The following is a 14,743-nucleotide window of genomic DNA, read 5'->3' as shown; positions in this document are numbered from 1 at the left end:
CTCAAGCCTCCTCTCGGTCACTGTCAGTATTCGTCCCGCCACTGACAATCAGCTCCCGCTCGGTGCGGGACCGCCTGCGCGGTACGGGTGCCAGGTGCTGGCCGGGCTTCGGCGGTACGGGGAACCCGCCCGCCAGCGGGTCGAAGGGCTCGGCGTCGTGCACCGCCCCGGCGGCCGCCGTCTTCTTCTCCCGCTTGTCGCGGAAGACGTCCGCGACGAAGGAGAGGAGCAGGATCGCCACGACGGCGCCGCCGACGTAGAGGACGATCTCGCTGAAGTCGTACGCCTCGTTGCGCAGGGCCCGGACGGTGGCCACCAGCATCAGCCAGACCACCGAGACCGGGATCAGGACCTTCCAGCCGAGCTTCATCAGCTGGTCGTAGCGCACGCGCGGCAGCGTGCCGCGCAGCCAGATGAAGAAGAACAGCAGCAGCTGCACCTTGAGGACGAACCAGAGCATCGGCCACCAGCCGTGGTTCGCGCCCTCCCAGAAGGAGCTGATCGGGTACGGGGCCCGCCAGCCGCCCAGGAAGAGGGTGACCGAGACCGCCGAGACGGTGACCATGTTGACGTACTCGGCCAGCATGAACAGCGCGAACTTGATGGACGAGTACTCGGTGTTGAAGCCGCCGACCAGGTCGCCCTCGGACTCCGGCATGTCGAAGGGGGCGCGGTTCGTCTCGCCGACCATCGTGACGACGTAGATGATGAAGGACACGGGCAGCAGGACGATGAACCAGCGGTCCGCCTGGGCCTCGACGATCGCCGAGGTCGACATCGACCCGGAGTAGAGGAAGACCGAGGCGAAGGCCGCGCCCATCGCGATCTCGTAGGAGATCATCTGCGCGCAGGAGCGCAGGCCGCCGAGGAGCGGGTAGGTGGAGCCGGAGGACCAGCCCGCCAGCACGATGCCGTAGATGCCGACCGAGGCCACCGCGAGGACGTAGAGCATCGCGATGGGCAGGTCGGTCAGCTGCATCGTGGTGCGCTGGCCGAAGATGGAGACCTGGTCGTCCGCGGGCCCGAAGGGGATCACCGCGATGGCCATGAAGGCCGGGATCGCCGCGATGATCGGGGCCAGGACGTAGATGACCTTGTCGGCCCGCTTGACGATCAGGTCTTCCTTGAGCATCAGCTTCACGCCGTCGGCGAGCGACTGGAGCATGCCCCAGGGGCCGTGCCGGTTCGGGCCGATGCGCAGCTGCATCCAGGCGACGACCTTGCGCTCCCACACGATGGAGAAGAGCACGGTCACCATCAGGAAGGCGAAGCAGAAGACCGCCTTCAGCAGGACGAGCCACCAGACGTCCTGGCCGAACAGGGACAGGTCCTCGGCAGCGAGTTGAACGGTGTTCACGCGCCCACCTCCGCAGTGGTGTCGCCTGCGCCGGCCGGGGTCGCCGGGCCGATGCGCACGAGGGTGCCCGGGCGGGCGCCGGCGTCGGCGAGGACGCCGGAGCCGGTGGAGTTCAGCGGGAGCCAGACCACGCGGTCGGGCATCTCGGTGATCCGGAGCGGGAGTTCCACGGAGCCGGCCGGGCCGGTGACCGCGAGGACGTCGCCGTCCTTGACGCCGGTCTCGGCGGCCGTGGCGGCCGACAGCCGGGCGCTGGCCTCGTGCCGGGTGCCGGCCAGGGCGTCGTCGCCCTCCTGCAGCCGGCCGAGGTCCAGGAGGAGCCGGTGGCCCGCGAGGACCGCCTCGCCGCTGCCCGGGCGGGGCAGCGCCACAGTGTCCGCGCTCTGCCCGGCGGCCCGCTCCCCGGCCCACGGGCCGAGCCGGTCGATCTCCCGGCGTACGGCGTGCACGTCGGGCAGGGCGATCGGCCGGTCGGCGGCGTCGGCCAGCATGTGCAGCACGCGGGCGTCGGCCGGGGCGAGCCGGCGGGTCATCTGGTCGGGCTTGAGCGCGGCCTCGAACGGCCTGACCCGGCCCTCCCAGTTGATGAACGCGCCCGCCTTCTCGGCCACCGCGGCGACCGGGAGGACCACGTCCGCGTGGTCGGTGACCTCGCCGGGCCGCAGTTCCAGGGAGACCACGAAGGCCTCCTGGAGGGCGGTCCGCGCGCGGGCCGGGTCCGGCAGGTCGGCGACCTCGACGCCCGCGATCAGCAGGGCCGAGAGCTCCCGGGTCGCGGCGGCCTCGACGATCTGGCCGGTGTCGCGGCCGTAGCGGTGCGGGAGTTCGTCCAGGCCCCAGGCGGTGGCGACCTCGTCGCGGGCCCGCGGGTCGGTGGCGGGGCGGCCGCCGGGCAGCAGGGACGGCAGCGCGCCCGCCTCGATGGCGGCCCGCTCACCGGCCCGGCGCGGAATCCACACCAGGGTGGCCCCGGTGACCCCGGCGGCCCGTACGGCTGCGGTCAGCGCGCCGGGCACCCCGGCGAGGCGCTCCCCGACGAGGATGACCGCGCCGGGCAGCCGCAGCGCCTCGGCGGCTGCGGCGCCCCCGGTCTCCAGGCCCGTCCGGGAGGCCAGCGCGTCGAGCCACTCGGGCTCGGTGCCGGGGGCGGCGGCCAGCAGGGTGCCGCCCGCCTTCTCCAGGCCGCGGGTGGCGAAGGGGGCGACGGAGAAGGTCCGCTGCCCCCGCTTGCGGTGGGCCTTGCGCAGCCGCAGGAAGACGCCGGGCGCCTCCTCCTCCGCCTCGATGCCGACGAGCAGCACCGCGGGGGCGGCTTCCAGGGCGGTGTACGAGAGCCACTGCCCGCCGAGGTCGACCCCGTGCCCGGCGACCTCCGAGGCCAGGAAATCGGCCTCCTCCGCGCTGTGCACGCGGGCCCGGAAGTCGATGTCGTTGGTGTCGAGCACCACCCGCGCGAACTTGGCGTACGCGTAGGCGTCCTCGACGGTGAGCCGGCCGCCGGTCAGCACCCCGGCCCGGCCGCGCGCGGCGGCGAGTCCGTTCGCCGCGGCCTCCAGTGCCTCGGGCCAGCTCGCCGGCTCCAGCACCCCGGCGGCGCTGCGCACCAGCGGGGTGGTCAGCCGGTCGGGGCGCTGGGCGTAGCGGAACCCGAAGCGGCCCTTGTCGCAGATCCACTCCTCGTTGACCTCGGGGTCCTCGGCGGCGAGGCGGCGCAGCACCTTGCCGCGCCGGTGGTCGCTGCGGGTCGCGCAGCCGCCGGCGCAGTGCTCGCACACGCTCGGGGAGGAGACGAGGTCGAAGGGGCGGGAGCGGAACCGGTAGGCGGCCGAGGTGAGGGCGCCGACCGGGCAGATCTGGATGGTGTTGCCCGAGAAGTACGACTCGAAGGGGTCACCCTCGCCGGTGCCGACCTGCTGGAGCGCGCCGCGTTCCAGCAGCTCGATCATCGGGTCGCCGGCGATCTCGTTGGAGAAGCGGGTGCAGCGCGCGCACAGCACGCACCGCTCGCGGTCCAGCAGCACCTGGGTGGAGATCGGGACCGGCTTCTCGTAGGTGCGCTTCTTGCCCTCGAACCGCGATTCGGCGTTGCCGTGCGACATCGCCTGGTTCTGCAGTGGGCACTCGCCGCCCTTGTCGCAGACCGGGCAGTCCAGCGGGTGGTTGATGAGCAGCAGCTCCATCACCCCGCGCTGGGCCTTGTCGGCGACCTCGGAGGTCAGCTGGGTCTTGACGACCATGCCGTCGGTGCAGGTGATGGTGCAGGAGGCCATCGGCTTGCGCTGGCCCTCGACCTCGACGATGCACTGGCGGCAGGCGCCGGCCGGGGAGAGGAGGGGGTGGTCGCAGAACCGGGGGATCTCGATGCCGAGCTGCTCGGCGGCCCGGATGACGAGGGTGCCCTTGGGCACGGTCAGTTCGACCCCGTCGATGGTCAGCGAGACGGTGTTCTCCGGTGGAACCGCCGCTCCGCCCCCGGAGGCCGCTGGAGTGGTGACGGTCATGCGTTCACCTCCGTGTCGGCCCAGAGGGTCGACTTCCTGGGGTCGAAGGGGCAGCCCTTGCCCGTGATGTGCTGCTCGTACTCCTCGCGGAAGTACTTGAGCGAGGAGAAGATCGGGCTGGCCGCGCCGTCGCCGAGCGCGCAGAAGGACTTGCCGTTGATGTTGTCGGCGATGTCGTTCAGCTTGTCGAGGTCGGACATGACGCCCCGGCCGGCCTCGATGTCGCGGAGCAGCTGGACCAGCCAGTAGGTGCCCTCGCGGCACGGGGTGCACTTGCCGCAGGACTCGTGGGCGTAGAACTCGGTCCACCGGGTCACGGCCCGCACCACGCAGGTCGTCTCGTCGAAGCACTGCAGGGCCTTGGTGCCGAGCATCGAGCCGGCGGCGCCCACGCCCTCGTAGTCGAGCGGGACGTCGAGGTGCTCGTCCGTGAACATCGGGGTGGAGGATCCGCCCGGGGTCCAGAACTTCAGCCGGTGCCCGGGGCGCATGCCGCCGCTCATGTCGAGGAGCTGGCGCAGGGTGATGCCGAGCGGGGCCTCGTACTGGCCGGGGCCGGCGACGTGCCCGGAGAGCGAGTACAGCGTGAAGCCGGGGGACTTCTCGGTCCCCATCGACTTGAACCAGTCCTTGCCCTTGTTCAGGATCGCGGGAACCGAGGCGATCGACTCCACGTTGTTGACGACAGTGGGGCACGCGTAGAGCCCCTCGACCGCGGGGAAGGGGGGACGCAGCCGGGGCTGGCCGCGCCGGCCTTCGAGGGAGTCGAGCAGCGCCGTCTCCTCGCCGCAGATGTACGCGCCCGCGCCCGCGTGCACCGTGATGTCGAGGTTGCGCCCGGTGCCGTCGATGTCCTTGCCGAGGTATCCGGCCGCGTACGCCTCGCGCACGGCCTCGTGCAGGCGCCGCAGCACGGGCACCGTCTCCCCGCGCAGGTAGATGAAGGCGTGCTCGGAGCGGATCGCGTAGCAGGCGATGATCATTCCCTCGATGAGGGAGTGCGGGTTGGCGAAGAGGAGGGGGATGTCCTTGCAGGTTCCCGGCTCCGACTCGTCCGCGTTCACGACGAGGTAGTGCGGCTTTCCGTCGCCCTGCGGGATGAATTGCCACTTCATTCCGGTGGGGAAGCCCGCGCCGCCGCGTCCGCGCAGACCCGAGTCCTTCACGTAGGCGATGAGGTCGTCCGGGGTCATCGCGAGCGCCTTGCGCAGGCCCTCGTACCCCTCGTGGCGCCGGTAGGTCTCCAGCGTCCACGACCGTGGCTCGTCCCAGAAGGCGGACAGCACGGGGGCGAGGAGCTTCTCCGGGCTGGTGCCGCCGCCGGCCTCCGGATGGGAGGTGCTCCCATTGCCCCCGTTGCTCAGTTCGGAAGACACCGACATCACTCCCCTCCCTCAGTGGTGGCCTCGCCGCGCGGGTGGACGATCGGGGTGTGCGCGGACTCGCCGCGGGCGATGCGCAGCCCGATCAGGGAGGCGGGGCCGGCACCGCCGGTCGCCTCGACCGCGCCCTCGCGCTCGTCCGGGAAGCCGGCCAGGATCCGGGCGGTCTCCTTGTAGGTGCACAGCGGTGCGCCCCGGGTCGGGGAGACCTCGCGGCCGGCCAGCAGGTCGTCGACCATGGCCTTGGCGGACTGGGGGGTCTGGTTGTCGAAGAACTCCCAGTTGACCATCACCACGGGGGCGTAGTCGCAGGCCGCGTTGCACTCGATGTGTTCGAGGGTGACCTTGCCGTCGGGGGTGGTCCCGTTGTTGCCGACCCCGAGGTGCTCCTTGAGCTCCTCGAAGATGGCGTCGCCGCCCATCACCGCGCACAGGGTGTTCGTACAGACGCCGACCTGGTAGTCGCCGGAGGGCCCCCGCCGGTACATCGTGTAGAAGGTCGCCACGGCCGTGACCTCGGCGGTGGTCAGGCCCAGTACCTCGGCGCAGAAGCGGATGCCGGTGCGCGAGACGTAGCCCTCCTCGGACTGCGTCAGGTGCAGCAGCGGCAGCAGCGCGGAGCGGCTGTCGGGGTAGCGGGCGATGACTTCCCTGGCGTCGGCTTCGAGGCGCTCGCGTACCTCCGCCGGATAGTCGGGGGCCGGCAGCTGGGGCATGCCCAGCGAGACCCCTTGGTTCGAAGGACTGGCGGTCATCGGTCGACGCCTCCCATCACGGGGTCGATGGAGGCGACGGCGACGATGACGTCGGCGACCTGGCCGCCCTCGCACATCGCGGCCATGGCCTGCAGGTTGGTGAAGGACGGGTCGCGGAAGTGGACCCGGTAGGGGCGGGTGCCGCCGTCGGAGACGACGTGCACGCCGAGCTCGCCCTTGGGGGACTCGACGGCCGCGTACGCCTGGCCGGACGGTACCCGGAAGCCCTCGGTCACCAGCTTGAAGTGGTGGATGAGGGCCTCCATGGAGGTGCCCATGATGTTCCTGATGTGGTCGAGCGAGTTGCCGAGACCGTCCGGGCCCATCGCGAGCTGCGCGGGCCAGGCGATCTTCTTGTCGGCGACCATCACCGGTCCCGGCTCCAGGCGCTCCAGGCACTGTTCGACGATCCGCAGCGACTGGCGCATCTCCTCCAGGCGGATCAGGAACCGCCCGTAGGAGTCGCAGGTCTCGGTGGTCGGCACGTCGAACTCGTAGTTCTCGTAGCCGCAGTACGGGTCCGACTTGCGCAGGTCGTGCGGCAGGCCGGCGGAGCGCAGGATCGGGCCGGTGGCGCCGAGCGCCATGCAGCCGGTGAGGTCGAGGTAGCCGACGTCCTGCATGCGGGCCTTGAAGATGGGGTTGCCGGTGGCGAGCTTGTCGTACTCCGGCAGGTTCTTCTTCATGGTCTTGATGAACTCGCGCAGCTGGTCGACGGCGCCCGGGGGCAGGTCCTGGGCGAGGCCGCCGGGGCGGACGAACGCGTGGTTCATGCGCAGTCCGGTGATCAGCTCGAAGATGTCGAGGATCAGCTCGCGGTCGCGGAAGCCGTAGATCATGATCGTGGTCGCGCCCAGCTCCATGCCGCCGGTGGCAATGCACACCAGGTGGGAGGAGAGCCGGTTGAGCTCCATCAGCAGGACGCGGATGACGGTGGCGCGGTCCGGGATCTGGTCGGTGATGCCGAGCAGCTTCTCGACGCCGAGGCAGTACGCCGTCTCGTTGAAGAACGGCGTCAGGTAGTCCATGCGCGTCACGAAGGTGGTGCCCTGCGTCCAGTTCCGGAATTCGAGGTTCTTCTCGATGCCGGTGTGCAGGTAGCCGATGCCGCAGCGGGCCTCGGTGACCGTCTCGCCGTCGATCTCCAGGATCAGGCGCAGTACCCCGTGGGTGGAGGGGTGCTGCGGACCCATGTTGACGACGATCCGCTCGTCGTCGGCCTTGGCCGCGGACTGGACGATCTCGTCCCAGTCACCGCCGGTGACGGTGTAGACGGTGCCCTCGGTCGTTTCGCGCGCGGAGGCGTGGTTTTCTGCGTCATTCGAGATGGGGGACATCAGCTGTACGACCTCCGCTGGTCGGGAGCCGGGATCTGGGCGCCCTTGTACTCGACGGGGATGCCGCCGAGCGGGTAGTCCTTGCGCTGCGGGAAGCCCTGCCAGTCGTCCGGCATCATGATCCGGGTGAGGGCCGGGTGCCCGTCGAAGACCAGGCCGAAGAAGTCGTACGTCTCGCGCTCGTGCCAGTCGTTGGTCGGGTAGACGGCGACGAGCGAGGGGACGTGCGGGTCCCCGTCCGGGACGGACACCTCCAGCCGCAGGATCCGGCCGTGCGTGAGCGAGCGCAGGTGGTAGACGGCGTGCAGCTCACGGCCCTTGTCCCCGGGGAAGTGCACGCCGGAGACGCCGGTGCAGAGCTCGAAGCGCAGGGCCGGGTCGTCGCGCAGGGTGCGCGCGACCCGTACGAGGTGCTCGCGGGCGATGTGGAAGGTGAGCTCGCCCCGGTCGACCACCGTCTTCTCGATGGCGTTCGCGGGGACCAGGTCCTGCTCCTCCAGTGCGCCTTCGAGCTCGTCGGCCACCTCGTCGAAGTAGGAGCCGTACGGCCGGCTCGTCGCGCCGGGCATGGCCACGGTCCGCACGAGGCCGCCGTAGCCGCTGGTGTCCCCACCGCCCTCGGCACCGAACATGCCCTTGCGGACGCCGATGACCTCGGGGCCCTGGTCGCGCGGCGCAGGGACGTTGCTGCCGTTCTCCGGCTCTTGGGTCTCGCTCACCGGAGCAGCCCCTTCATCTCGATGGTGGGGAGGGCCTTGAGGGCCGCCTCCTCCGCCTCACGGGCCGCTTCTTCCCGGTTCACGCCGAGCTTTCCGCCCTGGATCTTCTGGTGGAGCTTGAGGATCGCGTCCATCAGCATCTCGGGGCGCGGCGGGCAGCCGGGCAGGTAGATGTCCACCGGGACGATGTGGTCGACGCCCTGGACGATCGCGTAGTTGTTGAACATTCCGCCCGAAGATGCACAAACCCCCATGGAGATGACCCATTTGGGAGCGGGCATCTGGTCGTACACCTGCCGCAGCACCGGCGCCATCTTCTGGCTGACCCGCCCGGCCACGATCATCAGATCGGCCTGGCGCGGCGAGCCGCGGAAGACCTCCATGCCGAAGCGGGCCAGGTCGTACCGGCCCGCTCCGGTGGTCATCATCTCGATGGCGCAGCAGGCCAGGCCGAAGGTCGCCGGGAAGACGGACGACTTGCGCACCCATCCCGCGGCCTGTTCGACGGTGGTCAGCAGGAAGCCGCTCGGCAGCTTCTCTTCCAGTCCCATGGAAAATTCAGCCCCTCAGTCCCATTCCAGGCCGCCGCGGCGCCACACGTAGGCGTAGGCGACGAAGACGGTGAGCACGAAGAGCAGCATCTCGACGAGCCCGAAGATCCCCAGGGAGTCGAAGGTGACGGCCCAGGGGTAGAGGAAGACAACCTCGATGTCGAAGACGATGAAGAGCATCGCCGTCAGGTAGTACTTGATCGGGAAGCGGCCACCGCCGGCCGGCATCGGCGTCGGCTCGATGCCGCACTCGTAGGCTTCGAGCTTTGCCCGGTTGTACCGTTTTGGGCCGATCAGCGTGGCCATGACCACGGAGAAGATCGCAAACCCTGCGCCGAGGGCGCCGAGCACGAGGATGGGCGCGTACGCATTCACGCTCCTCGCTCCTTCCAGTCGTCCTTGACCGTTGGACCGCTGCCGGCCGGGGGCACCTCCCAGCGGTAGCTGGGGGTGTGCACCACCTCGCGGAGATCACGCTTCCGAATCAAGCGCTTGCATGTGAGGCAGTTCACAAGCCGGACTGGTGCGCATCTTATGCCCGCTCGTCTGTGATCTGCGACACGGGTAACAACACCGAGTTTGTGATCTCCACCACCTGACGAACGATCATGAAGCCCAATGAGTGGTGATCTTCATACGCGAAGCATCCACATGATCACTAAAGGTGACATCGGGGCCTGTTGCCGCAGGTAGAAGGCGGCTCGCCCTATCAAACGATGCGCGGTGCAGGCAAATTGGCAAGAGGGGTGCGGGGCTGGTAAAGGGATCGGCGTCCCCCAGTCGAGGGAGCCCGTGTGTACGGAGGTGGACACGGGGCAGACGCGGGGGTGGATGCGGGGCGGGCGGGAGCGTCGGCGAGGGGTGGGGAACCGCGCGAGGGGCATCCCGGCGCCCGCACCCCCGACGGCGCGGGGGGCCGCGTGAGTACGTGCATCCGTTCACGAACCTCTCGGTGCGTTCACAGGAAGGTCACGAGAGGGGCACAGCGTCCGCATGGCGTGACGTTGCTGTGACCTGCGCCACTCTGAATCGAGCCCTCCGAAAGAGGGCTTGGCCATCTGTGCGGAGTGATGGTAAGTCAAGGATCAATTAGGACTTAATTCCGAAACCCCATGATCACAGCCCTGTGAGGGCCTGTCCGATTCGCCCGTTACGGCGTCAATAAGAAGTCGGACGGGCCCGGTTCGCGCCGTTCTCGCGCAACTGTGGCGCAACCCACGTTTCTTGAAGGGAACCCGGGCACCCTGATAGCGGTTGTCCTCATGTCCCACACCGCTCACATACCCAGCCACCGGAAGCCCCGTCGTAGCGCCTCGAAGCTCGCGGTCCGCGCCGGAGTTGCCGGTGGCGTCCTCAGCACCCTGGCCATGGCCGGCACCGCGAGCGCGTCCCCGTCCGCCGAGCCCGTGGCCGAGACGACGCTCGAAATGCCGGTCCTCAACCTGGACCTGGCCGGCGACGTCTCCTCCGCCGTCACCGTGGCCGCCGAGAACACCCGTCTCGCGGCCGTCGAGGGCGAACTGACCGCCCAGGAGGAGAGCGCCCGTACCGGCGCCGCCGCCGAGGCGAAGCAGGCCAAGGAAGAGGCCCAGAAGAAGGCCGACGCCGAAAAGGTCGAGAAGGCCGAGAAGACGGCGAAGGAAGAGGCCGCCCGCAAGGCCGAGGCCGAGCGCTCCAGCCGCAGCTCCTCCGAGCGCACGACGCTGAAGAGCACTGCCGCGCCGCAGGGCACGGGCACCGTCTCCGCCCCGGCCACCGGCTCCGCCGCGGCCATCGTCAACTTCGCCCGCGCGCAGGTCGGCAAGGCGTACGTGATGGGCGGCACCGGCCCGTCCTCGTTCGACTGCTCCGGTCTCGTCCAGGCCGCCTACCGCCAGGCCGGCATCAGCCTGCCGCGCATGTCCCAGGCGCAGTCCTCGGCCGGCACCTCGGTGTCGCTGAACGCCCTGCAGCCGGGCGACATCCTGTACTGGGGCTCCAAGGGCAGCGCTTACCACGTCGCCATCTACGTCGGCGGCGGCAAGTTCGTCGGCGCGCAGAACCCCAGCACCGGCATCGTCGAGCGCAACCTCAGCTACGACAAGCCGACGGGCGCCGTCCGCGTCCTCTGAGCACCGCTCAGACCGAGGCACCAGACACGGCCGAGAGACGTGCCCTACGGCCGGTACTCCCCCGCTCGGGGGTGGAGTACCGGCCCCGGGGCCGTTCTTCGTGTTTCCCGGGGCGCCAGGCGTCCTCCGGGGGCCGGGAGCCCGAACCCCGGGACACCTCCTCAAACCAGTGAGGCCGCCAGCTTGAAGCGGGCCTCCCGCTGCTCCTTGTAGAGCGCGAGCGTCTCGGCGTGCTCCTCCACAAGCCGCTCCTGGTACGCCTTCTCGACCGCGCCCCAGATGCCGACGAGGTTCACCTCGCGCTTGCACGCGACATCGGCCTTGGCCGCCGTCACGGCCTTCGGGCCGCCCTTGTCGTCTTGCAGGCCGAGCTTCTCCACGACGTCGTACGGCGATTCGATCCTGGCGTATCCCGACTTGTCCATGCATGACGACCACTTCTTGAGGGCGTCGACGACCCGGGAGTCCTGCCGGGAGCGGTCGTGCGCCTCCGAGGCGAGCCCGAACGTGAACAGCAGGTCCACGCTGTTCTTGGTCGGGGCGTAGAGCTTGCGGAACGCCTCGCGCCCGCACCCGCCGGCCGGCACCTTCTGCCCGGCCGCCGTCAGGCCGCTGTCCATCAGCGCGGCCTCCTCCTCGGTGTTCGCGTCGGGAGCCGTGCCGCTCTGAGCCCCGGGCCGCTCGCCGTTCATCACCACGTACGCGCTGTCGCTCAACTGCGGCGGAGCGGGCTTCGCCGGGCTCCCCTCCCCCGCGGACCTGTCGTACCCGTGGGCCGCCGCGTACGCCGGATCGGCCAGTCCGAAGAGGTACGCGTGCCGGTCCTCGGGCCCGGCGCCGGGGGCTTCGGCCGATCGCACGCCCTCGTAGGCGAACCCGTACCGGGCCATGCACCGGGAGACCAGGGCCTGCTGGACCTGGCCCATCCGAATCCGTTCGGCCTCGGTGTCCGTGTACGCGTCCATCGGGAGGGACAGCGCGGACGTCGCCGGGTTCACCTCGACGGGACCGAGTTCCGGTTCACCGCCCCCGGAGCCGCCGGTCCCGGCGCAGCCGGCCAGGAGGGCGGCCGCCAGTAGGACGGCGGCCGGGGCGGCGGGCCGGCGGCGCCGGGAAGTGTTCATCGCGTGGAACTCCTTCTGCTGGATTCCGGATTACGGATTGCGGACTACGGGTGGAGGGTGTACTTGGCCGAGCTGATCTTGTTCTTGAAGTTGGCCGATGCGTTGCCCGCGTAGTTCGACGGGATCTCTCCTACGTTGCCGCCCAGGTCCTTGTCGGTGCCGACCTTCCAGGCGTAGACGTCCCGGTTCCGGTAGGACTCGGTGGTGTCGTTGATCCAGTTCCCGCTGGCCGAGCAGGAGCCCTGGTACTTGTCGTCGCTGAAGTTCAGGTCATTCGTCGCCAGGTCGAAGACACAACCGGACTGGTTCTGCCAGTAGAAAAGTCCGAACTCCTGGTTCTCCAGATTTCCGTCACGCCCCCAGGCACCCGCCGGACCCGCGGTTCCCAGCAGAATGGCGCCGACCGAAACGGCGGCGACGCAGCCGGCCGCCAGCTTCCGCATTGCGTTGTCCATCACGCTTACCTCACTCTTCGGGTGAAAGTCGGGCTGTTCGGGGCGGACCGGGGTGACGCATTTCCGCCCGGCGGGGATTCAACAGCGAACCCCCTGCCGGTTCAAGGTCTTTCTCGGCTGATGGATCGTCACTTCTGTTGTCTGATAGGTAACTTGTCGCAAGCGGCCACGGGTCTCTACTATCTGGCGCGCGCACTCCCCCACCCGTCAAACGGATGCGCATAATCCACTCCTACCGCCGTAAGGGAAGCCTGTCGTGCACGCGAGATATTTGACCCCTCTACTTCTTCTGTGCATTTCACTGACGGGATGCGGTGGCGGCGACGAAAAGCCCGTAGCGAGCGACAGTCCGCCCCCGACCACGGAGGAAATCGCGTACTACGACTGCCTGAAGAAGCAGGGCGTGGCGATCGTGTATACGGACTATGGCGCTCCGCGCGAGGACAAGTCGAAGCCCTGGAACGATGAGGCGCACCAGACCTGCGCGCCGATGCTGCCGCCCCCGCCGAAGCCCCAGCCGGCCGAACCCGCCCGGATCGCCGCCGCGCAGAAGGAGTCCGCGTGCCTGCGGGCCGAGGGCATCACCTGGTACCCGGACCCGGACCCGGTCACCGCCCAGATCGACGACCGCAAGGGCACTCCCGAACAGTGGAGCTCGCTCAAGCGCGACCACCTCGACGCGTTGAAGAAGTGCCGGCCGGACGGATGAGCGAACCGGAGCAGGTCGTGCAGCACACCGAGGCCCCGGCGGCCCCCGCGGACGACCGCGGCGGACTCGCGCGCGGGCGGCGCGTGGTGCTCGCGCTCGTCGGCGGGGCCGCGCTGATGGCGGTCGGCGGACTGCTGGCGACCACGCTGGTGAAGTCCCCCGCCCAGGTGGCCGCGGAGACCGGCCCGCCCGCACAGGGGGCGCTGACCGCGGACGTCGAGCGGCGGGTGCTCGCGCAGACCGTGGTCATGCGCGGGACGGTGGTCGCCGACCAGAGCGTCGCCGTGTCCCCGCAGGGGGTGCGCTCCGGTGAGGGGACGGGCGCGGCCCTGGTGACCAAACTGCCGCTGAAGGCCGGGGACCCGGTCGCGGCGGGGCAGCTGATCGCCGAGGTGTCCGGGCGGCCGGTGTTCACCCTGCACGGCGGGCAGCCGATGTACCGCGACCTGAGGCCCGGGGCCAGCGGCGACGACGTCGCGCAGCTGCAGCAGGCGCTGCGCGAGCTCGGGCACGGTACCGGCGGCGACGCGAAGGGCGTCTTCGGGGCCGGTACGAAGGCTGCGCTCGCCGCCCGCTACCGGGCCATCGGGTACGAGCCGCTGCCCGCGGTCGCCGACGGGGGCGCGGCCCTCAAGTCGGCTCGGGAGGCCGTGCGGTCCGCGACGTGGGCCGTGGAGGACGCGAGCAGCCCCACCGGCTCCATAAGCGCGCCCGCGGAGGGCGGATCGACCAAGGGCGGGGCCGCCCCGAGCCCCGGCGCAACAGCGAGCCCGGGCCCCGGTGGCTCCGGCCCTGGCTTCGGTGGCTCGGACTCCGGCTCGGACTCCGGCTCCGGCTCCGGCCCGGGCTCCGGCCCGGGCTCCGGCCCCGGCTCCGGTGGCTCGGGCTCCGGCCCGGGCTCGGGCCCCGGCTCCGGCCGGGAGCTCGCTCGGGCCCGGCAGGCGCTCGGCGAGGCCCGGGCCGCGCTCGTGGCCGCCGAGGCCGCCGACGGGCCGATGCTGCCCGCCGCCGAGACCGTGTTCCTGGGCTCCTTCCCGGCCCGCGTCAGCTCCGTCGGCGCCCGCGCGGGCTCCCCCGTGTCCGGGCCGGTGCTCACGCTCTCCGGCGGGGAGCTCGTCGTCGAGGCCTACCTCAAGGACGACAAGCGCCAGTTGCTGCGTGCCGGGATGACCGTGGTGATCTCCTCCGAGCTCTCCGGCACCGATGTCCGCGGCACGGTGGCGGTCGTCGCCACCGAGCGGTCCGCCGCGCAGCCCGCCGGACCGCAGCCGCAGCCGCAGCAGGACCCCGGGCAGAACCCCAAGGGCGGCGGGAGCGGTGCCACGGGCGGCGGCGGTGGCGCCGACCTCGGCTACCGGATGGTGGTCCGCGCCGACCAGCCGCTGCCCGCCGGCTTCGCCGGGCAGGACGTCCGGCTGACCATCGAGTCCGCCGCCACCGACGGAGAGGCGCTCGTCGTCCCGGTCACCGCCGTCTCGGCGGGCGCGGACGGGCGTACGGTCGTCACCGCCGTGTCCGCCGACGGCACCCAGCGGCGCATCGAGGTGCGGACCGGCACCAGCGGCGACGGCTTCGTGGCCGTCACCCCGGCCCGGGCCGGCGCCCTCGCCGCCGGAACCAAAGTGGTGATCGGGGTCGCACCCCGCGAGACCCGGGGGAAGACCAAATGAGGCTCCTGTCCCGTCTGTCTCGGGAGCCCCGTCAGTCCCTCCGGCCCCGGCCGTCCTCCGGCGGCGCGGGCG

The 14,743-nt window shown here is 70.6% G+C and carries 13 protein-coding genes; 3 read left to right on the top strand and 10 right to left on the bottom strand.

What is annotated here, in order from left to right; translation table 11 throughout:
* Position 1 precedes the first annotated feature (1 nt).
* From nuoH to OG594_RS25990, 8 genes are read right to left on the bottom strand one after another with little or no spacing between them, the layout of a single operon-like run.
* Positions 2 to 1,357, bottom strand: coding sequence for an NADH-quinone oxidoreductase subunit NuoH (gene nuoH / locus OG594_RS26025; protein WP_266603744.1), 1,356 nt, complete (start codon positions 1,355 to 1,357; stop codon positions 2 to 4).
* Positions 1,354 to 3,858, bottom strand: a complete 2,505-nt coding sequence (locus OG594_RS26020) for an NADH-quinone oxidoreductase subunit G (protein ID WP_266603742.1) — start codon at positions 3,856 to 3,858, stop codon at positions 1,354 to 1,356. The genes nuoH and OG594_RS26020 overlap by 4 nt, the downstream gene beginning before the upstream one ends.
* Positions 3,855 to 5,240: an NADH-quinone oxidoreductase subunit NuoF gene (gene nuoF, locus OG594_RS26015; protein WP_266603740.1), complete on the bottom strand. Its 1,386-nt coding sequence runs from the start codon at positions 5,238 to 5,240 to the stop codon at positions 3,855 to 3,857. Before nuoF ends, OG594_RS26020 begins: the two co-directional genes overlap by 4 nt.
* Complete coding sequence (nuoE, locus tag OG594_RS26010; protein WP_266603738.1) at positions 5,240 to 5,995, bottom strand: NADH-quinone oxidoreductase subunit NuoE; 756 nt, start codon at positions 5,993 to 5,995, stop codon at positions 5,240 to 5,242. Before nuoE ends, nuoF begins: the two co-directional genes overlap by 1 nt.
* Positions 5,992 to 7,332 carry an NADH-quinone oxidoreductase subunit D gene (locus OG594_RS26005; RefSeq protein WP_266603736.1) on the bottom strand — a complete coding sequence of 447 codons (1,341 nt, stop codon included), beginning with the start codon at positions 7,330 to 7,332 and terminating at the stop codon, positions 5,992 to 5,994. Before OG594_RS26005 ends, nuoE begins: the two co-directional genes overlap by 4 nt.
* Entirely contained in the window at positions 7,332 to 8,051 is a 720-nt protein-coding gene (locus OG594_RS26000) for an NADH-quinone oxidoreductase subunit C (RefSeq protein ID WP_266603734.1), read from the bottom strand. The genes OG594_RS26005 and OG594_RS26000 overlap by 1 nt, the downstream gene beginning before the upstream one ends.
* Positions 8,048 to 8,602, bottom strand: a complete 555-nt coding sequence (locus OG594_RS25995) for an NADH-quinone oxidoreductase subunit B family protein (RefSeq protein WP_030162005.1) — start codon at positions 8,600 to 8,602, stop codon at positions 8,048 to 8,050. Before OG594_RS25995 ends, OG594_RS26000 begins: the two co-directional genes overlap by 4 nt.
* 15 nt (positions 8,603 to 8,617) lie before the next feature.
* Positions 8,618 to 8,977: an NADH-quinone oxidoreductase subunit A gene (locus OG594_RS25990; RefSeq protein WP_030010013.1), complete on the bottom strand. Its 360-nt coding sequence runs from the start codon at positions 8,975 to 8,977 to the stop codon at positions 8,618 to 8,620.
* Positions 8,978 to 9,864: 887 nt separating this feature from the next.
* Here OG594_RS25990 and OG594_RS25985 point away from each other — a divergent pair.
* Complete coding sequence (locus OG594_RS25985) at positions 9,865 to 10,713, top strand: C40 family peptidase (RefSeq protein WP_266603731.1); 849 nt, start codon at positions 9,865 to 9,867, stop codon at positions 10,711 to 10,713.
* Positions 10,714 to 10,874: 161 nt separating this feature from the next.
* Here the strand turns inward: OG594_RS25985 and OG594_RS25980 are convergent, their stop codons facing one another.
* Positions 10,875 to 11,837 (bottom strand): hypothetical protein, encoded by a 963-nt coding sequence (locus tag OG594_RS25980; protein ID WP_266603729.1) that lies wholly within the window; start codon positions 11,835 to 11,837, stop codon positions 10,875 to 10,877.
* Positions 11,838 to 11,881: 44 nt separating this feature from the next.
* Positions 11,882 to 12,292, bottom strand: coding sequence for a hypothetical protein (locus OG594_RS25975; RefSeq protein WP_266603727.1), 411 nt, complete (start codon positions 12,290 to 12,292; stop codon positions 11,882 to 11,884).
* A gap of 403 nt (positions 12,293 to 12,695) precedes the next feature.
* Here OG594_RS25975 and OG594_RS25970 point away from each other — a divergent pair, with 403 nt between their 5' ends.
* Entirely contained in the window at positions 12,696 to 13,001 is a 306-nt protein-coding gene (locus tag OG594_RS25970; RefSeq protein ID WP_266603725.1) for a hypothetical protein, read from the top strand.
* Entirely contained in the window at positions 12,998 to 14,671 is a 1,674-nt protein-coding gene (locus tag OG594_RS25965) for a peptidoglycan-binding domain-containing protein (protein WP_266603723.1), read from the top strand. Before OG594_RS25970 ends, OG594_RS25965 begins: the two co-directional genes overlap by 4 nt.
* The last annotated feature ends 72 nt before the right edge of the window (positions 14,672 to 14,743 follow it).

Source organism: Streptomyces sp. NBC_01214, from assembly GCF_026340975.1.
Classification (GTDB): Bacteria; Actinomycetota; Actinomycetes; order Streptomycetales; family Streptomycetaceae; genus Streptomyces.
The sequence above is the reverse complement of the archived record's forward strand: the minus strand, read 5'-3'. Positions and strand labels throughout refer to the sequence as shown.

Excerpts from the sequence above, each read along its gene's own strand:
- OG594_RS26005 (WP_266603736.1), bottom strand. The coding sequence starts at position 7,332 with ATGTCCCCCATCTCGAATGACGCAGAAAACCACGCCTCCGCGCGCGAA.
- OG594_RS25995 (WP_030162005.1), bottom strand. The coding sequence starts at position 8,602 with ATGGGACTGGAAGAGAAGCTGCCGAGCGGCTTCCTGCTGACCACCGTC.
- OG594_RS26020 (WP_266603742.1), bottom strand. The coding sequence starts at position 3,858 with ATGACCGTCACCACTCCAGCGGCCTCCGGGGGCGGAGCGGCGGTTCCA.
- OG594_RS25980 (WP_266603729.1), bottom strand. The coding sequence starts at position 11,837 with ATGAACACTTCCCGGCGCCGCCGGCCCGCCGCCCCGGCCGCCGTCCTA.
- nuoF (WP_266603740.1), bottom strand. The coding sequence starts at position 5,240 with ATGTCGGTGTCTTCCGAACTGAGCAACGGGGGCAATGGGAGCACCTCC.
- nuoE (WP_266603738.1), bottom strand. The coding sequence starts at position 5,995 with ATGACCGCCAGTCCTTCGAACCAAGGGGTCTCGCTGGGCATGCCCCAG.
- OG594_RS25965 (WP_266603723.1), top strand. The coding sequence starts at position 12,998 with ATGAGCGAACCGGAGCAGGTCGTGCAGCACACCGAGGCCCCGGCGGCC.
- OG594_RS25975 (WP_266603727.1), bottom strand. The coding sequence starts at position 12,292 with ATGGACAACGCAATGCGGAAGCTGGCGGCCGGCTGCGTCGCCGCCGTT.
- OG594_RS25985 (WP_266603731.1), top strand. The coding sequence starts at position 9,865 with ATGTCCCACACCGCTCACATACCCAGCCACCGGAAGCCCCGTCGTAGC.